Here is an 18790-nt window from a genome sequence, read left to right on the forward strand (position 1 = left end):
TCGGGCTTTTTTTTACAATAAAAATCCGTAATTTTGCACTTTGTTTTTATCAAACAAACACCGCAATTTATGATCCTCTTTTTCTCCAGACAAAACACGGTTTACGCAGTAGCGACCCATCACAAACTTGACGACCAAAACATACAAAAACTCAACTGGCTTTTTGGCAATGCCACCCTTAAAAACGAATCCGTACTGACACTTCCCGCGACGGATTTTTTTGTAGGCCCCCGCGCCGCCATGGTCACGCCCTGGAGTACCAACGCCGTGGAGATTACCCAAAATATGGGTGTAGAAGGCATCATCCGTATAGAAGAGTTTCAAATCACCAATGAAAAAGAAGCCGATTTTGACCCGATGCTACTGCAAAAATACACGGAGCTGAATCAGCATTTATTTACCATTGATATTCAGCCTGAAGCTATCAAAGAAATTACAGACATTGCCGCTTACAACAAAGAAGAGGGACTTGCATTGAATGACGAAGAAGTCATCTATCTTGAAGAACTATCCAAACGTCTGGAACGACCCCTTACAGATTCTGAAGTGTTTGGTTTCTCACAAGTCAATTCAGAGCACTGCCGCCATAAAATCTTTAATGGCACCTTTGTGATTGACGGAGTGGAAAAACCATCGTCACTGTTTAAACTCATTAAAAAGACCTCTGCTGAAAATCCCAATACGATTGTTTCAGCTTATAAAGACAATGTGGCTTTCATAAAAGGCCCCACGGTAGAGCAATTCGCTCCCAAAAGTGCCGACAAACCGGACTTTTACCAAAAGAAAAACTATGACAGTGTGATTTCGCTAAAAGCGGAAACCCACAACTTCCCCACCACGGTGGAACCCTTTAACGGTGCCGCAACCGGAAGCGGCGGCGAAATACGCGACCGTCTCGCCGGCGGCAAAGGCTCCTTGCCCCTGGCAGGAACAGCGGTTTATATGACCTCTTATCCCCGTTTGGAAAGCAACCGCTCCTATGAGCAAAACCTCGCAGCCCGAAAGTGGTTGTACCAAACCCCGCTCGACATTCTTATCAAAGCCTCAAACGGTGCCTCTGACTTCGGAAACAAATTCGGACAACCCTTAATTGCGGGTTCGGTATTGACTTTTGAACATCAGGAAACCGATCGGATGTTAGGCTATGACAAAGTGATAATGCTTGCCGGAGGTATCGGTTACGGAAAAAAAGATCAAAGCATCAAAGACAAACCCAATGTGGGAGACGATATCGTTATTCTGGGTGGTGATAACTACCGCATTGGTATGGGAGGTGCTGCGGTTTCTTCTGCAGATACCGGGGCTTTAAGCAGCGCGATAACCCTAAACGCTGTACAACGCTCCAACCCCGAAATGCAAAAACGTGCCGCCAATGCCATTCGTGGTTTGGTAGAAAGTGATATCAACCCCATTGTTTCCATTCACGACCACGGCGCCGGGGGACACCTCAACTGCCTGAGCGAACTCGTGGAAGAAACCGGTGGCGAAATCGCTTTGGAAAAACTGCCCGTGGGTGACCCTACCCTTTCGGCGAAAGAAATTATCGGCAACGAATCCCAGGAACGTATGGGACTCGTTATTGGCCAAAAAGATACTGAAACCCTGAGACGCATTGCCGAACGCGAACGTTCCCCGATGTATGAGGTAGGTACCGTCACCGGCGACCACCGCTTTGTCTTTAAAGCCCAAGACAGCAAAAACCCAATGGACCTGGCACTGGCCGATATGTTTGGCAGTTCGCCAAAAACCATCATGACAGACACAACCATTGACAGAAACTATCCTGCACTCAAGTATAGTTCAGACAAACTCAACCAATATATCACACAGGTACTGCAACTGGAAGCCGTGGCCTGTAAAGACTGGTTGACCAACAAAGTAGACCGTTGTGTAACCGGGCGTGTCGCCAAGCAACAATGTGTGGGACCCCTGCAAATTCCGTTAAACAACTGCGGAGTGATGGCTTTGGATTACATCGGCAAGGAAGGAGTGGCCACTAGTATTGGGCACTCCCCCATTTCGGGCTTGATTGACCCGGTGGCGGGCTCACAAAACTCCATTGCCGAAGCTTTGACCAACATCGTTTGGGCACCCTTAAAAGACGGCTTGCAATCGGTTTCGCTTTCAGCCAACTGGATGTGGCCCTGTAACAACCCCGGTGAAGACGCACGCTTGTACGCAGCCGTAGAAGCCGTTTCACAATTTTCCATCGCTCTGGGCATCAATGTGCCCACGGGTAAGGATTCACTTTCCATGAAACAAAAATACCCTGATGGCGATGTGATCTCTCCCGGAACAGTGATTATTTCTGCTACCGGAAACTGTGATGCTATTACGCAAGTGGTAGAGCCTGTTTTACAAAAAAACAAAGGAAGCATCTATTACCTCAACCTGAGCAAAGACACCTTAAAACTGGGCGGTTCTTCTTTTGCTCAAATATTGAACGAAATTGGTGATGAAGCACCTTCGGTGAAGGATGCGGCTTATTTTAAAACCGCTTTCAATACCCTGCAGTCGTTAATTCGCAACGGTCAAATAGCAGCCGGACATGACATTTCTTCCGGTGGGATGTTGACCGCATTATTGGAAATGTGTTTTGCAGACAACACCCTGGGGGCTTCGGTTGACCTTTCCGCTTTAAGCGAAAAAGACCTCATCAAAATTCTCTTTGCAGAAAACACCGGTGTGCTGATTCAAGCTAACGACGATACTGCTGTTGAAGCCGCTTTCACGAAGGCAAACATAGAAGCCATCAAAATAGGAACCGTCACCGAAAGCGATGCCCTTACCATCAAACACGGAACAACAACCGAACGATTTAGCATTTCTGAAATGCGGGATGTGTGGTACAAAACCTCACACCTCCTCGACCGTAAACAAAGCGGCACACAAAAAGCCGATGAGCGTTTTGAGAATTATAAAAAGCAGCCGCTGGAGTTTAAGTTTCCGAAACATTTTGACGGGAAATTACCTGTATCCAATGGAGAAAAACGCATCAAAGCAGCTATTCTTCGTGAAAAAGGCAGCAACAGCGAACGCGAAATGGCCAATGCTATGTACCTCGCCGGTTTTGATGTGAAAGACGTACATATGACCGATTTGATTGCAGGGCGTGAGACATTGGAAGACATTCAGTTTATAGCTGCCGTGGGCGGATTCTCAAACAGTGACGTGCTGGGCAGTGCCAAAGGCTGGGCCGGTGCATTTTTATACAATGAAAAAGCCAACAAAGCCCTGAAAGACTTTTTTGCCAGAAAAGACACCTTATCATTAGGTGTTTGCAACGGTTGCCAGTTGTTTATTGAATTGGGGCTTATCAATCCTGAGCACGAACACAAACCCAAAATGCTGCACAACGACAGCCATAAGTTTGAGTGTACATTTACCTCTGTAGAAATAGCAGAAAATGATTCGGTGATGCTTTCTACTCTGGCCGGCAGCAAACTCGGTATCTGGTCGGCACACGGTGAAGGGAAGTTCAGTTTCCCCTACGGAAAAGAACAATACAATATTGTGGGTACTTACGGTTATGAAGGCTATCCTGCCAACCCCAACGGCTCAGATTTCAACACGGCCATCATGACCGATGAAACCGGAAGACATCTGGTGATGATGCCTCACTTAGAGCGCTCCACCTTCCCCTGGAACTGGGCATATTATCCCAAAGACAGGAACGACAAGGTCTCACCCTGGCTGGAGGCGTTTGTGAATGCAAGGGAGTGGCTGGAGAAAAAGTAAACTTAACATTTAAAACTTAAAAGCTGTTTGATTGATTTTCAAACAGCTTTTAAGTTTTTTACCATCCATCAATTGAAAATGGCTAATGGTCAATTCACATCATTATAAACCCTACCCTGATAGTAGATTTGCCTCATAATCATTTAAAAACAAATTAATTATGAAAACATTATCTACTCTACTTATACTATTTATTTTTGGTATATGTATGACTATGGGAAGCGCAAAACTAATAGCACAACCTGCAAATGACCTTATTGAAAACGCAATAGACCTTGGGTATGGCCCCATACCTTATGATGAGGAGGCAGTTGATTTTTCAAATGCCACAAACGCAAATGATCATACACCGGGAGGAACAGGATGTGCATTGTCACAGCCCGGCGTATGGTATAAATTCACAGCTACCAAAGTGGGGGTAGTGGGTGCTGGTATAATTTTACCTGATAGTCCCGTAATTGTATTCTTTGAAGGTCCTGCAGAGGGTGTGACTTCAGGTATGGAACTTTTTTATGTAGATCAGCCAAATAACACATGTGCTGTTGGTTCCTTATCAAGCATTGAAACAACACCAGGGACAACTTATTATGTATATATGAAAAACAATGTAGCATCTGATATTTTAATTAATACTACCAATGCATTTCAAGTCCCTGAAAATGATTTGATAGAAAATGCCATTAACCTAAATGGAATGGAAGACTACTTTGAAGAAGACATTCATTTTTTAATGGCTACTAATACCAATGATGGTGGTGCCAATGGTTGTGATATTGGAGAGGCCGGAATTTGGTACAAATTCACAGCTCAGATTGACGGGCAAGTTGTTGCCGGCATTAGTAGTGCTGCGACTGAAGGTGGTATAATTTTTTATACTGCTGAGGACGAAAATGCCACATCAGGTTCTGACTTAACATGGTTTAATGCACCAAACAATCCCTGTGCAGGGGGAAATATTACTTCTATTGAGGCAATAGCCGGAAACACCTATTATGTGTTTACAGGTATGGATGACCCTTATGGGGACTTTTCAATCAACCTTTCTCAAATATTGAATAATTCTGACTTTACTATTGTAGATTTCAACTATTACCCAAATCCGGTTGTTGAACAATTGAATTTTAGTTCAAAAACTACAATTGACCACATTAAAGTATACAACCTTTTAGGGCAAGTGGTTTTAAATGAAATCATAAACAACACCTCAGGCTCCCTAGATATGAGACATTTGACAAATGGAATGTATTTGGCTGAAGTAACCTCAGGTGATATTAAAACCACAGCAAAAATCCTGAAAAAATAAAATAGTTGTCAAGTTTTATTTAGTTTGTTGAAAAAAATGCTGTTTTGTATTTAACGCAAAGCAGCATTTTTAAATTCAAATAAAAAAATAACTACATTTATTTTTCCTTTTACAACCTCACTAATCAATTTATGGGTTTGAAAATCAATAAAAATAACAGGTTTGACACTGATCAATTTGAAGAAATCCTGATCTACTTCATCACTTCCATTCACAATAAAAATACTGAAGAAGCTATTTTATGGGACCTGGCAAAAAACTGTATTTCCAAACTGGACTTTAAGGATTGTGTCATATATCTGGTCGACTCGCACAATAAGACTTTGATACAAAAAGCGGCCTATGGTCCAAAAAACCCAAAGGATTATGAATTGTACAAACCCGTCACCATTGCTGTGGGTAAAGGGATTACCGGCACAGTAGCGCTCACAGGAACACCGGAAATTATCGCAGATACTTCTGCAGACCCCAGATACATTCTGGATGATGAAATGCGGTTTTCTGAAATATGTGTCCCCATCATGGCAAACGGTGAAGTGCTGGGTGTAATAGACTGTGAGCATCCTGAAAAAAACTATTATACAAACCAGCATCTAAGGATACTCAAAACCATAGCTTCCATATGTGGAATCAAACTCAATCAAATAAGAACTGAAAAAAGAATAAAAACAGAACAGGAAAAATTGTTGAAAATACAAACTGAAATGGTTGCCTTAAAGCTAAAGGCATTTCAGTCACAAATGAACCCGCATTTTGTATTTAACACCCTCAATGCCATTCAGTATTTTATCACTTCAGATGAAAAGGTGAAAGCACTGAACTATTTATCGGTTTTCAGTAAACTGATCCGCTATTACCTCAAAAATTTTGAAAAAGAAACCATTTCTCTAAGTGATGAAATCGCTATGCTTACCTGGTATTTAAGGTTGCAAAAACTGCGGTATGACAAACGTTTTGAATACACGCTCAACACAGTCTCCAATTCCACAAATTCAGATGCCCGCATACCCTGTTTTATTCTTCAAACCTTGTTGGAAAATATTATTGAATTTTCAGTTTTTAGCAATAAAGACCATGCTGATATCAATATTGATTTTAAAATTAGTGAAGAAAACGTTCAGGTTGATGTTGATTTTAACTTTAAAAACACCCATACCGGAAAAACAAATTACCTTCCCGAATACAGAAAAGAGATTTCAAAATGGCAGGACCAGATAAGAATGCTTAATTTAACCAAGGATTACAACATCAAAAAAAAAGTGGCACTAAAAACAAAAGTAAAGAAGGAATTTGCCGGCGGGCAAGTGGTATTGTGTCTCCCTAACCTGATATAATCGTGAAATTAAACCTGACATATTTTATCTGCTTCCTTTTCCTCTTTAGTGGAAATATTTCGTGGACACAGCATACCGAAGAATTTCAGGTCCCTTTTAAATTATTAAAAGTAAAGCAGGACACCCTTGCTGTGGAGAACATTATCGATAATGCCAAAGTTTTATTTTCCGGCACTAAAAAAGATGTAAAAAGCACTCCCGGTGACATCTTTTGGGTGCAACTGGATTTTTCGGAACATCTGGATCTTTTAAGCCTAAAAGAACATTGGTATATCTATATTGAATATCTCAACAGGGCACAAATATATTATCAGGATCAAAACACAATCCGTTCCACCGTTTTGGGAAGTTTTGAAACCGGCAAGGCTTTTACCGGTGAATTTCCTTTTACACAAGAACACCTCATAGATTCCAAATACCTGTATTTAAAAGCTGAAAAACTGAATGTCAAATACAACTTCAGCAAGCACCCTTTTAAATGTTACAGTGATACCGTTCAGCATTATAAGCAAAACTATATTTCAAGATTTCATTTTAACAGCAAAGCATTAACGTATTTTTTCCTTGGGGTTTCGCTCATAATTACAATCATTGCTTTGACCATATATTTCATCAACAGAAAAAAAGACTATCTGTTGTATGTGCTCTATGTAACCTGTATGGCTGTATATTTTGGAAGGTTTGTTTTTGAATCGTATACAGACACATTTGGAAGTTTCTCTTTTACTACCTTTTTCCTGAATAATTTTTTTGAAATACTTTCAAATATATTTTACATCCTCTTTGTAAAGTATTATCTCAACACTGCTGCACGCTATCCAAAACTCAATACAGGCATCCGTTTTGCAGTACTGTTTTTGACGGTTTTATTACTCTTTGACAGTGCCGTGCTGTTGATGCAAAATTTCAGTTTACACGCGTTTTTACTGGACATAAGAGCAGTTATCATAACAACTTTTGTCGTTTTGAGCATTGTTTATCTCTTGTTTCATTTAAAGAACAAGCTCACTTATTTCATTGTTTTTGGCTCCTTTTTTTATTCAGCAGGGTCTGTAATGGTTTTTTTAACAGGATATGCCTATTATGTAAAAACAGGAGCCCTTATTGAGATTATTATTTTTGGTCTGGGTCTGGGATATAAGATAAAATTGGAATATCAGGAAAAAATCGCCGCTCAGCAAGAAGCCATTGAGAATTATATCAAGGCATTAAGAGCACAGATGAATCCGCATTTTATCTTTAATTCCCTCAGTTCCATTCAGCATTTGATTTTAAAGAGTGATACCTCTGCAGCGTTGAAATATCTATCAAAATTTAGCCAACTGATGCGATCAACTCTGGAAAACTCCATTGAAAAGAATGTCACCTTAGCTGAAGAAATCAAGTTGCTGGAAACCTATCTCGACTTGGAATCCCTTCGATTTGACGGTAGTTTTTCATATGAAATCAATGCTGAAAAACACCTCGACACCCAACTGCTGGAAGTGCCCTTACTCATCATCCAACCCTTTGTGGAAAACGCCATTCTTCACGGTTTGCTTCCTAAAAAGGATGGTGAAAAAAAAGTAACCATCACATTTTCAGAAGATATACACTATATCACGGCAACCATAGAAGACACCGGCATAGGCAGAAAAGCAAGCAACTCACTTTATGAAAACACCACAAAACCAAAAAAGATTTCAAGGGGCATTGAACTCACTGAAAAACGCATTGAAGTTTTAAAATCTCAAGAATACGAGGTAGAGGCCTATAAAATTGAAGACCTTACAGATGCCTCAGGAAATGCTGCCGGAACTAGGGTTATTGTAAAAATACCAAAAAATTAATCTTATGGATTTAAAAGCAATCATCGTCGAAGACGAAACGCATAGCCGGGAAACACTCAAAAACCTGCTCGAAAAATTTTGTGAAGGCGTGGAGGTTATTGGTTTGGCCGCTTCCGTTAAGGAAGCATTGGAGATCATTCCCAAAGCCAAACCTGATGTGGTCTTTATGGACATAGAGCTCCAGTCAGGCACCGGATTTGACATCCTTACCCAACTGCCCGAAATTAATTTTGAAGTGATCTTCACCACCGCTTTTGACCAATATGCCATCAAGGCCGTTAAATTCAGTTCGCTGGATTACTTATTAAAACCCATTGACCTGGAAGAACTTCAAAACGCTGTTGAAAAAGCTAAAAAGATCAAAAACCGAATGGAATACAATCGGCAGTTGAAAACACTTTTGCAAAACATCAACCAACCCAAACTCTCCAAAATATGTCTGGCTACAGCAGACGGATTTGAGTTTATAAACACCAACGAAATACTGTATTGTGAAGCGGGGGGCTCATACACGACGTTTGTTTTGGGTAACGGAAAAAAACTTCTGGTAAGCAAGCATTTGAAGGAATATGAAAATATGTTAACAGACCAACATTTTATGCGGGTGCACAACAGTTACCTCATCAACCTCAAAGAAGTCAAAAAATATGTCAAATCAGATGGTGGGTATATTGTAATGAATAATGACGACATTGTGAGTATTTCCAGGAACAAAAAAGAAAAATTTCTGGATGCTATGCAAATGTTGATTTAAGATTAATCCCATTTAATATTATAACTCTTAAACTCCACAATTTTTCTTATTTTGCATTGCATTAAAATAAGAACATACTATGAGCACTGTAACCCGCCTTTTTGATTTCCCCTATTACCAGTTGTCAAAAAACAACCTTCCTGATTGTCTTGTAACTAAATATGGAGAGGATTGGATAAAAACTTCCACTGAGGAGTTTATCGATAAAGCCAATGCCGTTTCGCGTGGATTGCTGCGCATGGATGTCAACAAAAACGATAAAATCGCCCTTATTTCAACAAACAACCGTACCGAGTGGAGTATCATGGACATTGGTATATTGCAAACCGGGGCTCAAAACATCCCTATTTATCCCACCATAGGCGAAGAAGATTATGAATATATTTTGAATCATTCCGAATCTATCTATTGCTTTGTTTCAGATCAGGAGGTCTATGAAAAAGTCTTGGCCATCAAAAAAAACGTGCCCAAATTAAAAGAAGTATTTTCTTTTGACACCATCAGCGGGTGTAAAAACTGGAGTGAAGTGGTGGATTTAGGCAATGATGAATCCAATCAGGACGAAGTAGAAGCCAGAAAAGAAGCTGTTGATGAAATGGAACTGGCTACCATTATTTACACCTCCGGAACCACTGGAAAACCCAAAGGGGTGATGCTTTCCCATAGAAACATCGTTTCCAATGTTATTGACAGTGCTCCCCGCATTCCAGTCCAGGAAGGACAGTCCCGAGCGATGAGCTTTCTTCCCGTCTGCCACATCTTTGAACGGATGATCCTTTACATTTATCAGTACCATTCTGTTTCGATTTATTTTGCTGAATCCATTGAAAAAATAAGTGATAATTTAAAAGAAGTCCATCCACACGTGATGTCAGTCGTGCCACGTTTGCTCGAAAAAGTATATGATAAAATTTATGCAAAAGGAACTGAATTAACCGGCCTTAAAAAGAACCTCTTCTTTTGGGCGGTTAACCTGGGGCTTAACTATGAACCTTATGGGGCCAATGGTTGGTGGTATGAAACCAAACTTAAACTCGCCCGAAAGCTTATTTTTAGCAAATGGAAAGAAGCATTGGGTGGCGAACTGGAAGTAATGGTTTCAGGTAGCGCCGCCCTACAACCACGCCTGGCAAGGGTTTTTGCTGCTGCAGGAATTCCTGTGATGGAAGGATATGGATTGACAGAAACCTCTCCTGTTATTACGGTGAACGATCAGCGCAACCAAATGTTCAGGATTGGAACCGTGGGAAAACCCATTCCCCATGTGGAGGTTAAATTCGCCGAGGATGGCGAAATCCTCTGCAAAGGACCCAATGTAATGATGGGCTACTATAAAGACCCGGAAAAAACCGCCGAAGTGATGACCGGTGATTATTTCCATACCGGTGATATTGGAGAAATGGATGCAGACGGTTTCCTGAAAATAACCGACCGTAAAAAAGAAATGTTCAAAACCAGCGGTGGTAAGTATATCGCGCCACAATTACTGGAAAACGCTATGAAACAATCGCTCTTTATTGAGCAAATCATGGTTATTGGCGATGGTGAAAAAATGCCCGCTGCATTTATTCAGCCTAGTTTTGATTTTGTAAAAGAATGGGCCAAACGCAAAAAAATCGATATCGGTACCTCCCTGAAAGAACTTTGTAATAATGAAAAAGTCATTGCCCGCATTCAGGAAGAAGTAGAAACCTATAACGAACGCTTCGGCCAATGGGAGAAAATAAAACGCTTTGAACTCACCCCGGAAGTCTGGAGTGTTGAAGCAGGTCACCTCACTCCTACTATGAAATTAAAACGAAGGATTGTGAAAGAACGGTATATGGATTTGTATGAAAAGATTTACAATAAAAAGTAAGTTATTTTTTTCCTTTTTAATTCATTAAAACACCCTGTAAATAACGACCTCATTTAAGGTATAATGGTTTTTTTAGTAAAATAAATGTTTTTTCACAACTTTTTAATACATTTATTGTCAACTAACAAAAACCTTCACCAATGAAAACAAATAACTTTTTAGCGTCAGGTTTTGCAGGCGGGATTGTTTACTTCCTTCTCGGTTGGCTATTTTATGGAATTCTATTAATTGATTTCTTTCCAAGCCAAGAAAATGCCGAAGAGATGCAAACCATGTTGATGATTTTTCTGGGCTGCTTGTCTTATGCCTTATTTATCGCTTACATCTATACGAAGTGGGCACAAATTTCAACCTTGGGAACCGGCGCAAAAGCTGGTGCCCTCATAGGACTCTTTATGGGGTTAACCTGGAACTTTTTTGCTATGGCTATGCCCTGCTATCCTGATTACAACTGGAGCCATTTTGGTGCAGATGTAATTGTTATGATTATTTCAAGTGCTATAACCGGTGCAGTAATTGCAGTGGTTAACGGTAAATTAGGTGATTAAATAAACCCTAATTTCCAATTCCCAGACTCCTCCCCCGTGAGGAGTTTTTTTTTACAAAAAATTAATACCCTTTTATTATGCGTGCATAGTATATTTTTGTATCTTTACATTTCATGAGATGTATCTTTTGAGATTATTGCTTCATCAGATAAAAATAAAACCCTCTCTTTAAAGGGAATACATATGAAAGATATTACCATAGATTATGCATTACGCACCACCTGGCAAGCTGTTACACGCATGTATAATGAAGAAGCCTCAAAGTTTGAAAGCACGATGGCCACCGGATTTGCCCTTTTGAGTATCGATCCTGAAGAAGGCACCCCTTCAACATCCTTGGGACCGCGTATGGGCATGGAAGCCACTAGCCTCTCACGCACCTTAAAATCCATGGAAGAACGCGGGCTGATTATCAGAAAACCCAACCCTGAAGACGGGCGGGGCGTATTAATCTACTTGACAGAATTTGGTAAAGAAAAAAGAGAATATTCCAAAGACAGGGTGTTGAAGTTTAATGAGGCAATCAAAAGTCAGATTTCAGAAGAAAAACTGAAACACTTCTTTGAAGTCACTGAAGCCATCAACGAAATGATCTCCAATAAAAAAATATATACAAACGATTTAGTATTTAAAAAATATGAGTAAACGTAGAATTAACAAAGTAGCCGTCATCGGCTCCGGAATTATGGGAAGCGGTATTGCACTGCACTTTGCCAATATTGGCGTGGAAGTGCTCTTGCTTGACATTGTTCCGCGGGAACTGAATGACACCGAACAGAAAAAAGGACTGACCCTTGAAGACAAAGCCGTGCGCAACCGCATCGTGAACGAGTCGCTGCAAAGCGCTGTCAAATCAAAACCGTCACCGGTGTACCACAAGAGTTTTGTAAACCGCATCACCACCGGTAACCTGGAAGACGATATTGCCAAAGTCAAAAATGTAGATTGGATCATAGAAGTGGTCATAGAGCGCCTGGACATCAAAAAGCAAGTATTTGACAATCTTGAAAAACACCGCACACCGGGCACACTCATCACTTCAAACACTTCAGGTATTCCCATCAAGTTTATGAATGAAGGCCGAAGCGAAGACTTCAGAAAGCACTTCTGCGGAACCCACTTTTTCAATCCGCCGCGCTATCTGAAACTTTTTGAAATCATTCCGGGGCCGGACACTTCTCAGGAAGTACTGGACTTCTTAAATGAATACGGTGAAAAGTTCCTGGGAAAAACCTCGGTACTTGCCAAAGATACCCCCGCCTTTATCGGAAACCGTGTCGGGATTTTCGGAATCCAGAGCCTTTTTCACCAGGTAAAAGAAATGGGACTCACCGTTACTGAAGTAGATAAACTTACAGGACCGGTCATCGGCCGCCCTAAATCGGCAACCTTCAGAACCGTTGATGTGGTTGGACTGGATACGCTGGTGCACGTAGCCAACGGTATCTATGAAAATTGCCCAAACGACGAAGCCCACGACCTCTTTAAATTACCTGATTTCATAGAAAAAATGGTTGAAAACAAATGGCTGGGAAGCAAAACCGGTCAGGGATTCTACAAAAAAATTAAAAATGATGACGGCAGCAGCGAAATCAAAGAATTAAACCTCAACACGCTGGAATACCAGTCAACCAAAAAAGCAAACTTCGCTACCCTCGAAAAAACCAAAACCATCGACAAGCCCATTGATCGTTTTCCGGTATTGGTGGACGGTGATGACAAGGCAGGCGAATTCTACCGCAAGAACTTTGCAGGTATGTTTGCCTATGTATCCAACCGCATCCCTGAAATTTCAGACGAGCTCTACAAAATAGATGACGCGATGAAAGCCGGTTTCGGCTGGGAAAACGGTCCGTTTGAAATCTGGGACTCCATAGGCGTTGAAAAAGGACTTGAGCTCATTAAAGCCGAAGGCCTTCAGGCAGCAGACTGGGTAAACGAAATGCTGGCTTCAGGTAATAAAACATTTTACACTGTAAAAGATGGAGCTACCTATTATTATGATATCCCATCAAAAAAACAAACCAAAGTCCCCGGTCAGGACGCCTTTATTATCCTGAACAACATCCGCGAAAGCAAAAAAGTATGGAGCAACAAAGAAGCGTCCATACAAGATTTGGGTGATGGCATCATCAACCTGGAGTTCAACTCTAAGATGAACACCATTGGTGAAGGCGTGCTCGCCGGAATCAATAAAGCCATAGACCTGGCTGAAAAAGAATACAACGGACTCGTGATTGGCAATCAGGCATCCAATTTCTCTGTGGGTGCCAACATCGGGATGATTTTTATGATGGCTGCAGAGCAGGAATATGACGAACTCAATATGGCCATTAAATACTTCCAGGATACCATAATGCGGGTGCGCTACTCCTCCATTCCGGTCATCGTCGCTCCCCACGGGATGTCCCTGGGTGGTGCCTGTGAGATGAGTATGCACGCTGATAAAGTGGTAGCTGCCGCCGAAACGTATATCGGCCTGGTGGAATTTGGCGTGGGGGTGATCCCCGGAGGTGCCGGTTCCAAAGAAATGACCGTGCGCGCCGCAGACACCTTCAAAAAAGACGATGTGGAACTAAACGTATTGCGTGAATACTTCCTGACCATTGGTATGGCGAAGGTAGCTACATCAGCTTACGAAGCCTATGACCTCGGCATCCTTCAAAAAGGAAAAGACGTCGTAGTTGTCAACAAAGACCGCCAGCTCGCTGAAGCGAAAAAACACGCCCTGTTACTTGCAGAAGCCGGTTATACCAAGCCTATCGAAAGAACCGACATCAAAGTACTGGGCAAACAAGCCCTGGGAATGTTCCTCGTGGGAACAGACCAGATGGTCGCCGGGAATTACATCAGCGAGCATGACAGAAAAATCGCCGACAAACTCGCTTATGTCATGGCAGGTGGAGACCTTTCAGAAGCAACACTGGTGAGCGAACGCTACCTCCTCGACCTGGAACGCGAAGCCTTCCTGTCACTCTGTACCGAAAGAAAAACACTGGAACGCATACAGCATATGCTGAAGACGGGGAAACCCTTACGCAACTAGTAAAGTCGCAAGGTGTTGCGACTCAAAAGTAAAGGCGTAAGATTTTACGCCTCAAGAGTAAAGATGAACAAAAAACACAAAGGAAAATACCGCCCAGACACCACCAGAGCCAAATGGTGGGACTACGGAAACAACGGAGCTTACTTTGTTACAATAAATGCATATAAACGCAAACACTACTTTGGAGTAATCAAAAAAGGAGAAATGATACTGTCAGAAATCGGAAATATCGCAAAAAACTGCTGGTTAGAAATACCGGAGCACTTTCCTTACGTTGACCTTGGAGCGTTCGTTGTGATGCCTGACCATGTACATGGTGTCATCATAATCAACAAGCCAAGACACGAAAAAGATGACTATCTCATATCCCGCCCCTCAGTAAAGGCGCAAGATTTTGCGCCTCACTTTGCGCCCCCGAACAACACCTTCGGCCCCCAATCTAAAAATCTTGCATCCATAGTCAGAGGCTTAAAGGTAGGAGTCACTAAAAACGCTCGGAAAATAGACCCAAACTTTGCATGGCAAAGCCGATATCACGACCATATCATAAAAAACGAAATCGAACATAACCATATAGAATCATACATCATCAACAACCCAAAAAACTGGGAAGCGTAAAGGCGCAACATATTGCGCCTCAAACAAAACAACAACAGTAAAAAGGCGCAATATTTTGCGCCTCAACCAAAGAAAGAAGAAAAAAAGAACACAATATGAAAAAAACAGCTTATATAGTATCCGCTTACCGAACCGCCGTGGGCAAAGCACCTCGCGGACTCTTTCGCTTTAAGCGACCTGACGAACTCGCAGCAGAAACCATCCGGTTTATGATGGACAAACTGCCGCAACTGGATAAAACACGCATCGACGACGTTATCGTGGGCAACGCCATGCCTGAAGCCGAACAAGGCCTCAATATGGGACGACTTATCTCCCTGATGGGATTGGATACCGTAGACGTTCCCGGGATGACCGTCAACCGTTACTGTGCCTCCGGACTGGAAACCATTGCTACCGCGACGGCAAAAATCCAAAACGGTATGGCCGATTGCATCATCGCCGGTGGCGCAGAGAGCATGAGTTACATTCCAATGGGCGGATATAAACCCGTTCCTGACTATAAAGTCGCTAAAGAAGGCAATGAGGATTACTATTGGGGTATGGGACTCACAGCCGAGGCGGTTGCTGAAAAGTACAAGGTCTCCCGTGAGGATCAGGACGAATTTGCTTTTAACTCACACCAAAAAGCACTAAAAGCACAGGCCGAAAACCGCTTTAAAGACCAGATTGTTCCCATCGAGATCGAACACACCTTTGTCAATGCCAAAGGTAAAAAGGAAACAAAAAACTACACCGTAGAACAGGACGAAGGCCCAAGAGCCGATACTAACAAGGAAGCTTTAGCAAGGCTGCGACCCGTGTTCGCCGAAGGCGGAAGCGTCACTGCCGGAAACTCCTCACAAATGAGTGACGGCGCCGCTTTTGCAATCGTTATGAGTGAAGAAATGGTCAAGGAACTCAACCTGGAGCCCATCGCCCGCCTAGTGAGCTATGCCGCCGTGGGTGTGGAACCCCGCATCATGGGCATCGGTCCTGTGAAGGCCATTCCAAAAGCTCTTGCTCTAGCCGGACTCAAACAAGATGACCTTTCGTTAATCGAACTCAACGAAGCCTTTGCTTCGCAATCGCTGGCGGTCATTCGTGAACTGGGTTTAAACCAGGACATCGTAAACGTCAATGGCGGCGCCATCGCCCTGGGCCACCCACTGGGATGCACGGGAGGAAAATTAAGCGTTCAACTCTTTGACGAAATGCGCAAACGCGATCTAAACAGGAAATATGGCATGGTGACGATGTGTGTGGGAACCGGGCAGGGAGCGGCCGGGGTTTATGAATTCCTGAAATAGAAAAGAGAGAAGAGATGAAACGCTTACGCCATAATTATAAGAATTTAAAAATTTGGCAATTGGGGTTGGAAATAGCAAATGATGTTTCAGACTTATTAGTTGAATTTCCAAAACACGAAAAGTATGATTTGAGTTCTCAGATGAGTTCCAGCTCCGTTTCAATACCCAGCAATGTAGCTGAGGGCTTTTCAAGGACGAATAAGTCATTTAGTCACTTTCTCGATATAGCATTAGGTTCATCATTTGAACTTGGCACGCAACTTTTAGTAGCAAAACACAGAAAATATATTAATCAAACACAACTTGAAATCTTAGAAAACAAAATTGAAGAGTTTCAGAAGATGACTATGGGCTTTCAAAATAAATTGAATTGAAGTCTTTATTCTCTATTCTATTTTCTCTTTTCTTAATAGACAAATAATAACAAAAGTACCATGGAAAATAATTCAACAAATAAAGAACTCCTCCGAGGTGGCCAGTTTATCGTCAAAGAAACCGCCTGCGAAGATGTATTTACTCCTGAAGATTTCAGTGAGGAACAAAAAATGATGCGCGACTCTGTAAAAGAGTTTGTGGACAGGGAAATATGGCCGCACAAAGAGCGGTTTGAAAACAAAGATTATGACTTCACCGAGGAAGTAATGCGCAAAGCCGGCGAACTTGGTCTGTTGAGCATTGCGGTTCCTGAAGCTTATGGCGGAATGGGCATGGGATTTGTAACCACTATGTTGGTTTGTGACTACATTTCGGGAGCAACCGGGTCGTTCAGTACCGCCTTTGGAGCGCATACGGGAATAGGCACCTTGCCGATTACCCTTTACGGAACCGAAGAGCAAAAACAAAAATACGTTCCAAAATTAGCTTCAGGCGAATGGTTTGGAGCATACTGTCTCACTGAACCCGGAGCAGGAAGTGACGCCAACAGCGGTAAAACCAAAGCCGTGCTTTCGGAAGACGGTAAACATTACAGCATCACCGGTCAAAAGATGTGGATATCCAATGCAGGATTTGCCAAAATATTTATCGTTTTTGCACGCATTGAAGACGACAAAAACATCACCGCTTTTATCGTGGAACGTGACAAAGCCGAAGGAATGACTTTTGGTGAGGAAGAACATAAACTCGGTATTCACGGGTCTTCTACCCGTCAGGTGTTTTTTAGTGATGTGAAAGTGCCCGCTGAAAACCTTTTGGGTGAACGCAACGGTGGCTTTAAAATCGCTATGAATGCTTTAAACGTAGGCCGAATTAAACTGGCCGCAGCTTGCCTGGACGCACAAAGACGTGTGACGAGCAATGCCGTAAAATATGCCAACGAACGCAAACAGTTCAACACTCCCATTGCACAATTTGGTGCCATCAAGCAAAAGTTGGCTGAAATGGCTACCGCTGCTTATGTGGGTGAAAGTGCTTCTTACCGAGCCGGAAAAAATATTGAAGACCGTATTGCGATGCGCGAAGCTGCAGGCAACGGCCACCAGGAAGCTGAATTAAAAGGTGTGGAAGAGTATGCTATTGAGTGTTCTATTCTGAAAGTAGCCGTTTCTGAAGACATCCAAAACTGTTCTGATGAAGGTATCCAGATTTTTGGTGGCATGGGCTTCTCAAAAGACACCCCCATGGAAGCTGCCTGGCGCGATGCACGCATTGCCCGCATCTATGAAGGCACCAACGAAATCAATCGGATGCTCGCCGTAGGAATGCTCGTCAAAAAAGCCATGAAAGGCCACATGGACCTTCTGGGACCTGCAACAGCCGTTGGCGAAGAATTACTGGGCATCCCTTCCTTTGATACACCTGATTATTCTGAATTGTTGGCAGAAGAAAAAGAAATGATTGGCAAACTCAAAAAAGTATTCCTGATGGTAGCCGGCGGTGCCGTGAAAAAGTATGGCCAGGACATCGAAGAACACCAGCAACTGTTACTCAATGCTGCTGATATTTTGATTGAAATCTACATGGCTGAATCTGCCATATTAAGAGCCGAAAAGACAGCTAAACGTTTTGGTGAAGAAACCCAGAATGAACAAGTCGCAATGGCAAAACTGAACCTGTACCACGCCGTGGAGAAAATTACCACCGCTGCCAAAACAGGGATTATCTCATTTGCTGAAGGCGACGAACTCAAAATGATGATGATGGGATTGAAACGTTTTACCAAATACACCAACTATCCGGACATCATTGCCCTGCGAAAAACAATCGCCGAAAAAGTGATTGCAGAGAATAACTATCCATTTTAGTTTCTAGAACCCTTGAAGGGCTCTAAACCCTTCAAAGGCTCATTAAATTTATCTATAACACTGGCGCCCCAACTTATTGGGGCGTTTTCTTTGAATGTGTTTTGAATAACGCACACTTTTTCATAAGTTCATCAAGTCCACAAAATGTTAAGATTACCCTTTTATCCTTTGTATTTGACATATTATGAAATAACTTTACAGTTCTACATCTGTCTAAGAGTTTCTTAAAA

General features: G+C 42.2%; 13 protein-coding genes. All 13 read left to right on the top strand.

Going from position 1 to position 18790, the window contains the following annotated elements; genetic code table 11:
- Positions 1-69: 69 nt before the first annotated feature.
- Positions 70-3738: a phosphoribosylformylglycinamidine synthase gene (gene purL, locus IEV69_RS03575; protein WP_188439532.1), complete on the top strand. Its 3669-nt coding sequence runs from the start codon at positions 70-72 to the stop codon at positions 3736-3738.
- 160 nt (positions 3739-3898) lie between these two features.
- Positions 3899-5041, top strand: a complete 1143-nt coding sequence (locus tag IEV69_RS03580; RefSeq protein WP_188439534.1) for a T9SS type A sorting domain-containing protein — start codon at positions 3899-3901, stop codon at positions 5039-5041.
- Positions 5042-5178: 137 nt separating this feature from the next.
- Positions 5179-6375 carry a histidine kinase gene (locus IEV69_RS03585; protein WP_188439536.1) on the top strand — a complete coding sequence of 399 codons (1197 nt, stop codon included), beginning with the start codon at positions 5179-5181 and terminating at the stop codon, positions 6373-6375.
- Positions 6376-6377: 2 nt separating this feature from the next.
- Positions 6378-8204, top strand: coding sequence for a sensor histidine kinase (locus IEV69_RS03590; protein WP_188439538.1), 1827 nt, complete (start codon positions 6378-6380; stop codon positions 8202-8204).
- A 4-nt stretch (positions 8205-8208) separates the two neighbouring features.
- A complete protein-coding gene (locus IEV69_RS03595; protein ID WP_188439539.1) occupies positions 8209-8958 on the top strand; it encodes a LytR/AlgR family response regulator transcription factor in 750 nt (249 codons plus the stop codon).
- Positions 8959-9037: 79 nt separating this feature from the next.
- A complete protein-coding gene (locus tag IEV69_RS03600) occupies positions 9038-10816 on the top strand; it encodes an AMP-dependent synthetase/ligase (protein WP_188439541.1) in 1779 nt (592 codons plus the stop codon).
- A gap of 140 nt (positions 10817-10956) precedes the next feature.
- A complete protein-coding gene (locus IEV69_RS03605) occupies positions 10957-11364 on the top strand; it encodes a hypothetical protein (RefSeq protein WP_188439543.1) in 408 nt (135 codons plus the stop codon).
- Between the two features lie 183 nt (positions 11365-11547).
- Entirely contained in the window at positions 11548-12009 is a 462-nt protein-coding gene (locus tag IEV69_RS03610) for a MarR family winged helix-turn-helix transcriptional regulator (RefSeq protein ID WP_188439545.1), read from the top strand.
- The gene (locus IEV69_RS03615; protein ID WP_188439547.1) at positions 12002-14410 is read left to right on the top strand and encodes a 3-hydroxyacyl-CoA dehydrogenase/enoyl-CoA hydratase family protein; all 2409 of its coding nucleotides are present in this window, start codon (positions 12002-12004) and stop codon (positions 14408-14410) included. Before IEV69_RS03610 ends, IEV69_RS03615 begins: the two co-directional genes overlap by 8 nt.
- Before the next feature lie 63 nt (positions 14411-14473).
- Complete coding sequence (locus IEV69_RS03620; protein WP_188439549.1) at positions 14474-15028, top strand: transposase; 555 nt, start codon at positions 14474-14476, stop codon at positions 15026-15028.
- A gap of 95 nt (positions 15029-15123) precedes the next feature.
- Complete coding sequence (locus IEV69_RS03625) at positions 15124-16317, top strand: acetyl-CoA C-acyltransferase (RefSeq protein ID WP_188439551.1); 1194 nt, start codon at positions 15124-15126, stop codon at positions 16315-16317.
- Between the two features lie 14 nt (positions 16318-16331).
- Positions 16332-16691 carry a four helix bundle protein gene (locus tag IEV69_RS03630; RefSeq protein WP_188439553.1) on the top strand — a complete coding sequence of 120 codons (360 nt, stop codon included), beginning with the start codon at positions 16332-16334 and terminating at the stop codon, positions 16689-16691.
- A 60-nt stretch (positions 16692-16751) separates the two neighbouring features.
- Complete coding sequence (locus IEV69_RS03635) at positions 16752-18560, top strand: acyl-CoA dehydrogenase FadE (RefSeq protein ID WP_188439555.1); 1809 nt, start codon at positions 16752-16754, stop codon at positions 18558-18560.
- Positions 18561-18790 lie beyond the last annotated feature (230 nt).

This window comes from Planktosalinus lacus (genome assembly GCF_014640155.1).
Classification (GTDB): domain Bacteria; phylum Bacteroidota; class Bacteroidia; order Flavobacteriales; family Flavobacteriaceae; genus Planktosalinus; species Planktosalinus lacus.

What these genes read in the sequence shown, in the direction of transcription:
- IEV69_RS03630 (WP_188439553.1), top strand. Translation starts at nt 16,332, where the DNA reads ATGAAACGCTTACGCCATAATTATAAGAATTTAAAAATTTGGCAATTG.
- IEV69_RS03600 (WP_188439541.1), top strand. Translation starts at nt 9,038, where the DNA reads ATGAGCACTGTAACCCGCCTTTTTGATTTCCCCTATTACCAGTTGTCA.
- IEV69_RS03615 (WP_188439547.1), top strand. Translation starts at nt 12,002, where the DNA reads ATGAGTAAACGTAGAATTAACAAAGTAGCCGTCATCGGCTCCGGAATT.
- IEV69_RS03610 (WP_188439545.1), top strand. Translation starts at nt 11,548, where the DNA reads ATGAAAGATATTACCATAGATTATGCATTACGCACCACCTGGCAAGCT.
- IEV69_RS03625 (WP_188439551.1), top strand. Translation starts at nt 15,124, where the DNA reads ATGAAAAAAACAGCTTATATAGTATCCGCTTACCGAACCGCCGTGGGC.
- IEV69_RS03595 (WP_188439539.1), top strand. Translation starts at nt 8,209, where the DNA reads ATGGATTTAAAAGCAATCATCGTCGAAGACGAAACGCATAGCCGGGAA.
- IEV69_RS03580 (WP_188439534.1), top strand. Translation starts at nt 3,899, where the DNA reads ATGAAAACATTATCTACTCTACTTATACTATTTATTTTTGGTATATGT.
- purL (WP_188439532.1), top strand. Translation starts at nt 70, where the DNA reads ATGATCCTCTTTTTCTCCAGACAAAACACGGTTTACGCAGTAGCGACC.
- IEV69_RS03635 (WP_188439555.1), top strand. Translation starts at nt 16,752, where the DNA reads ATGGAAAATAATTCAACAAATAAAGAACTCCTCCGAGGTGGCCAGTTT.
- IEV69_RS03620 (WP_188439549.1), top strand. Translation starts at nt 14,474, where the DNA reads ATGAACAAAAAACACAAAGGAAAATACCGCCCAGACACCACCAGAGCC.
- IEV69_RS03605 (WP_188439543.1), top strand. Translation starts at nt 10,957, where the DNA reads ATGAAAACAAATAACTTTTTAGCGTCAGGTTTTGCAGGCGGGATTGTT.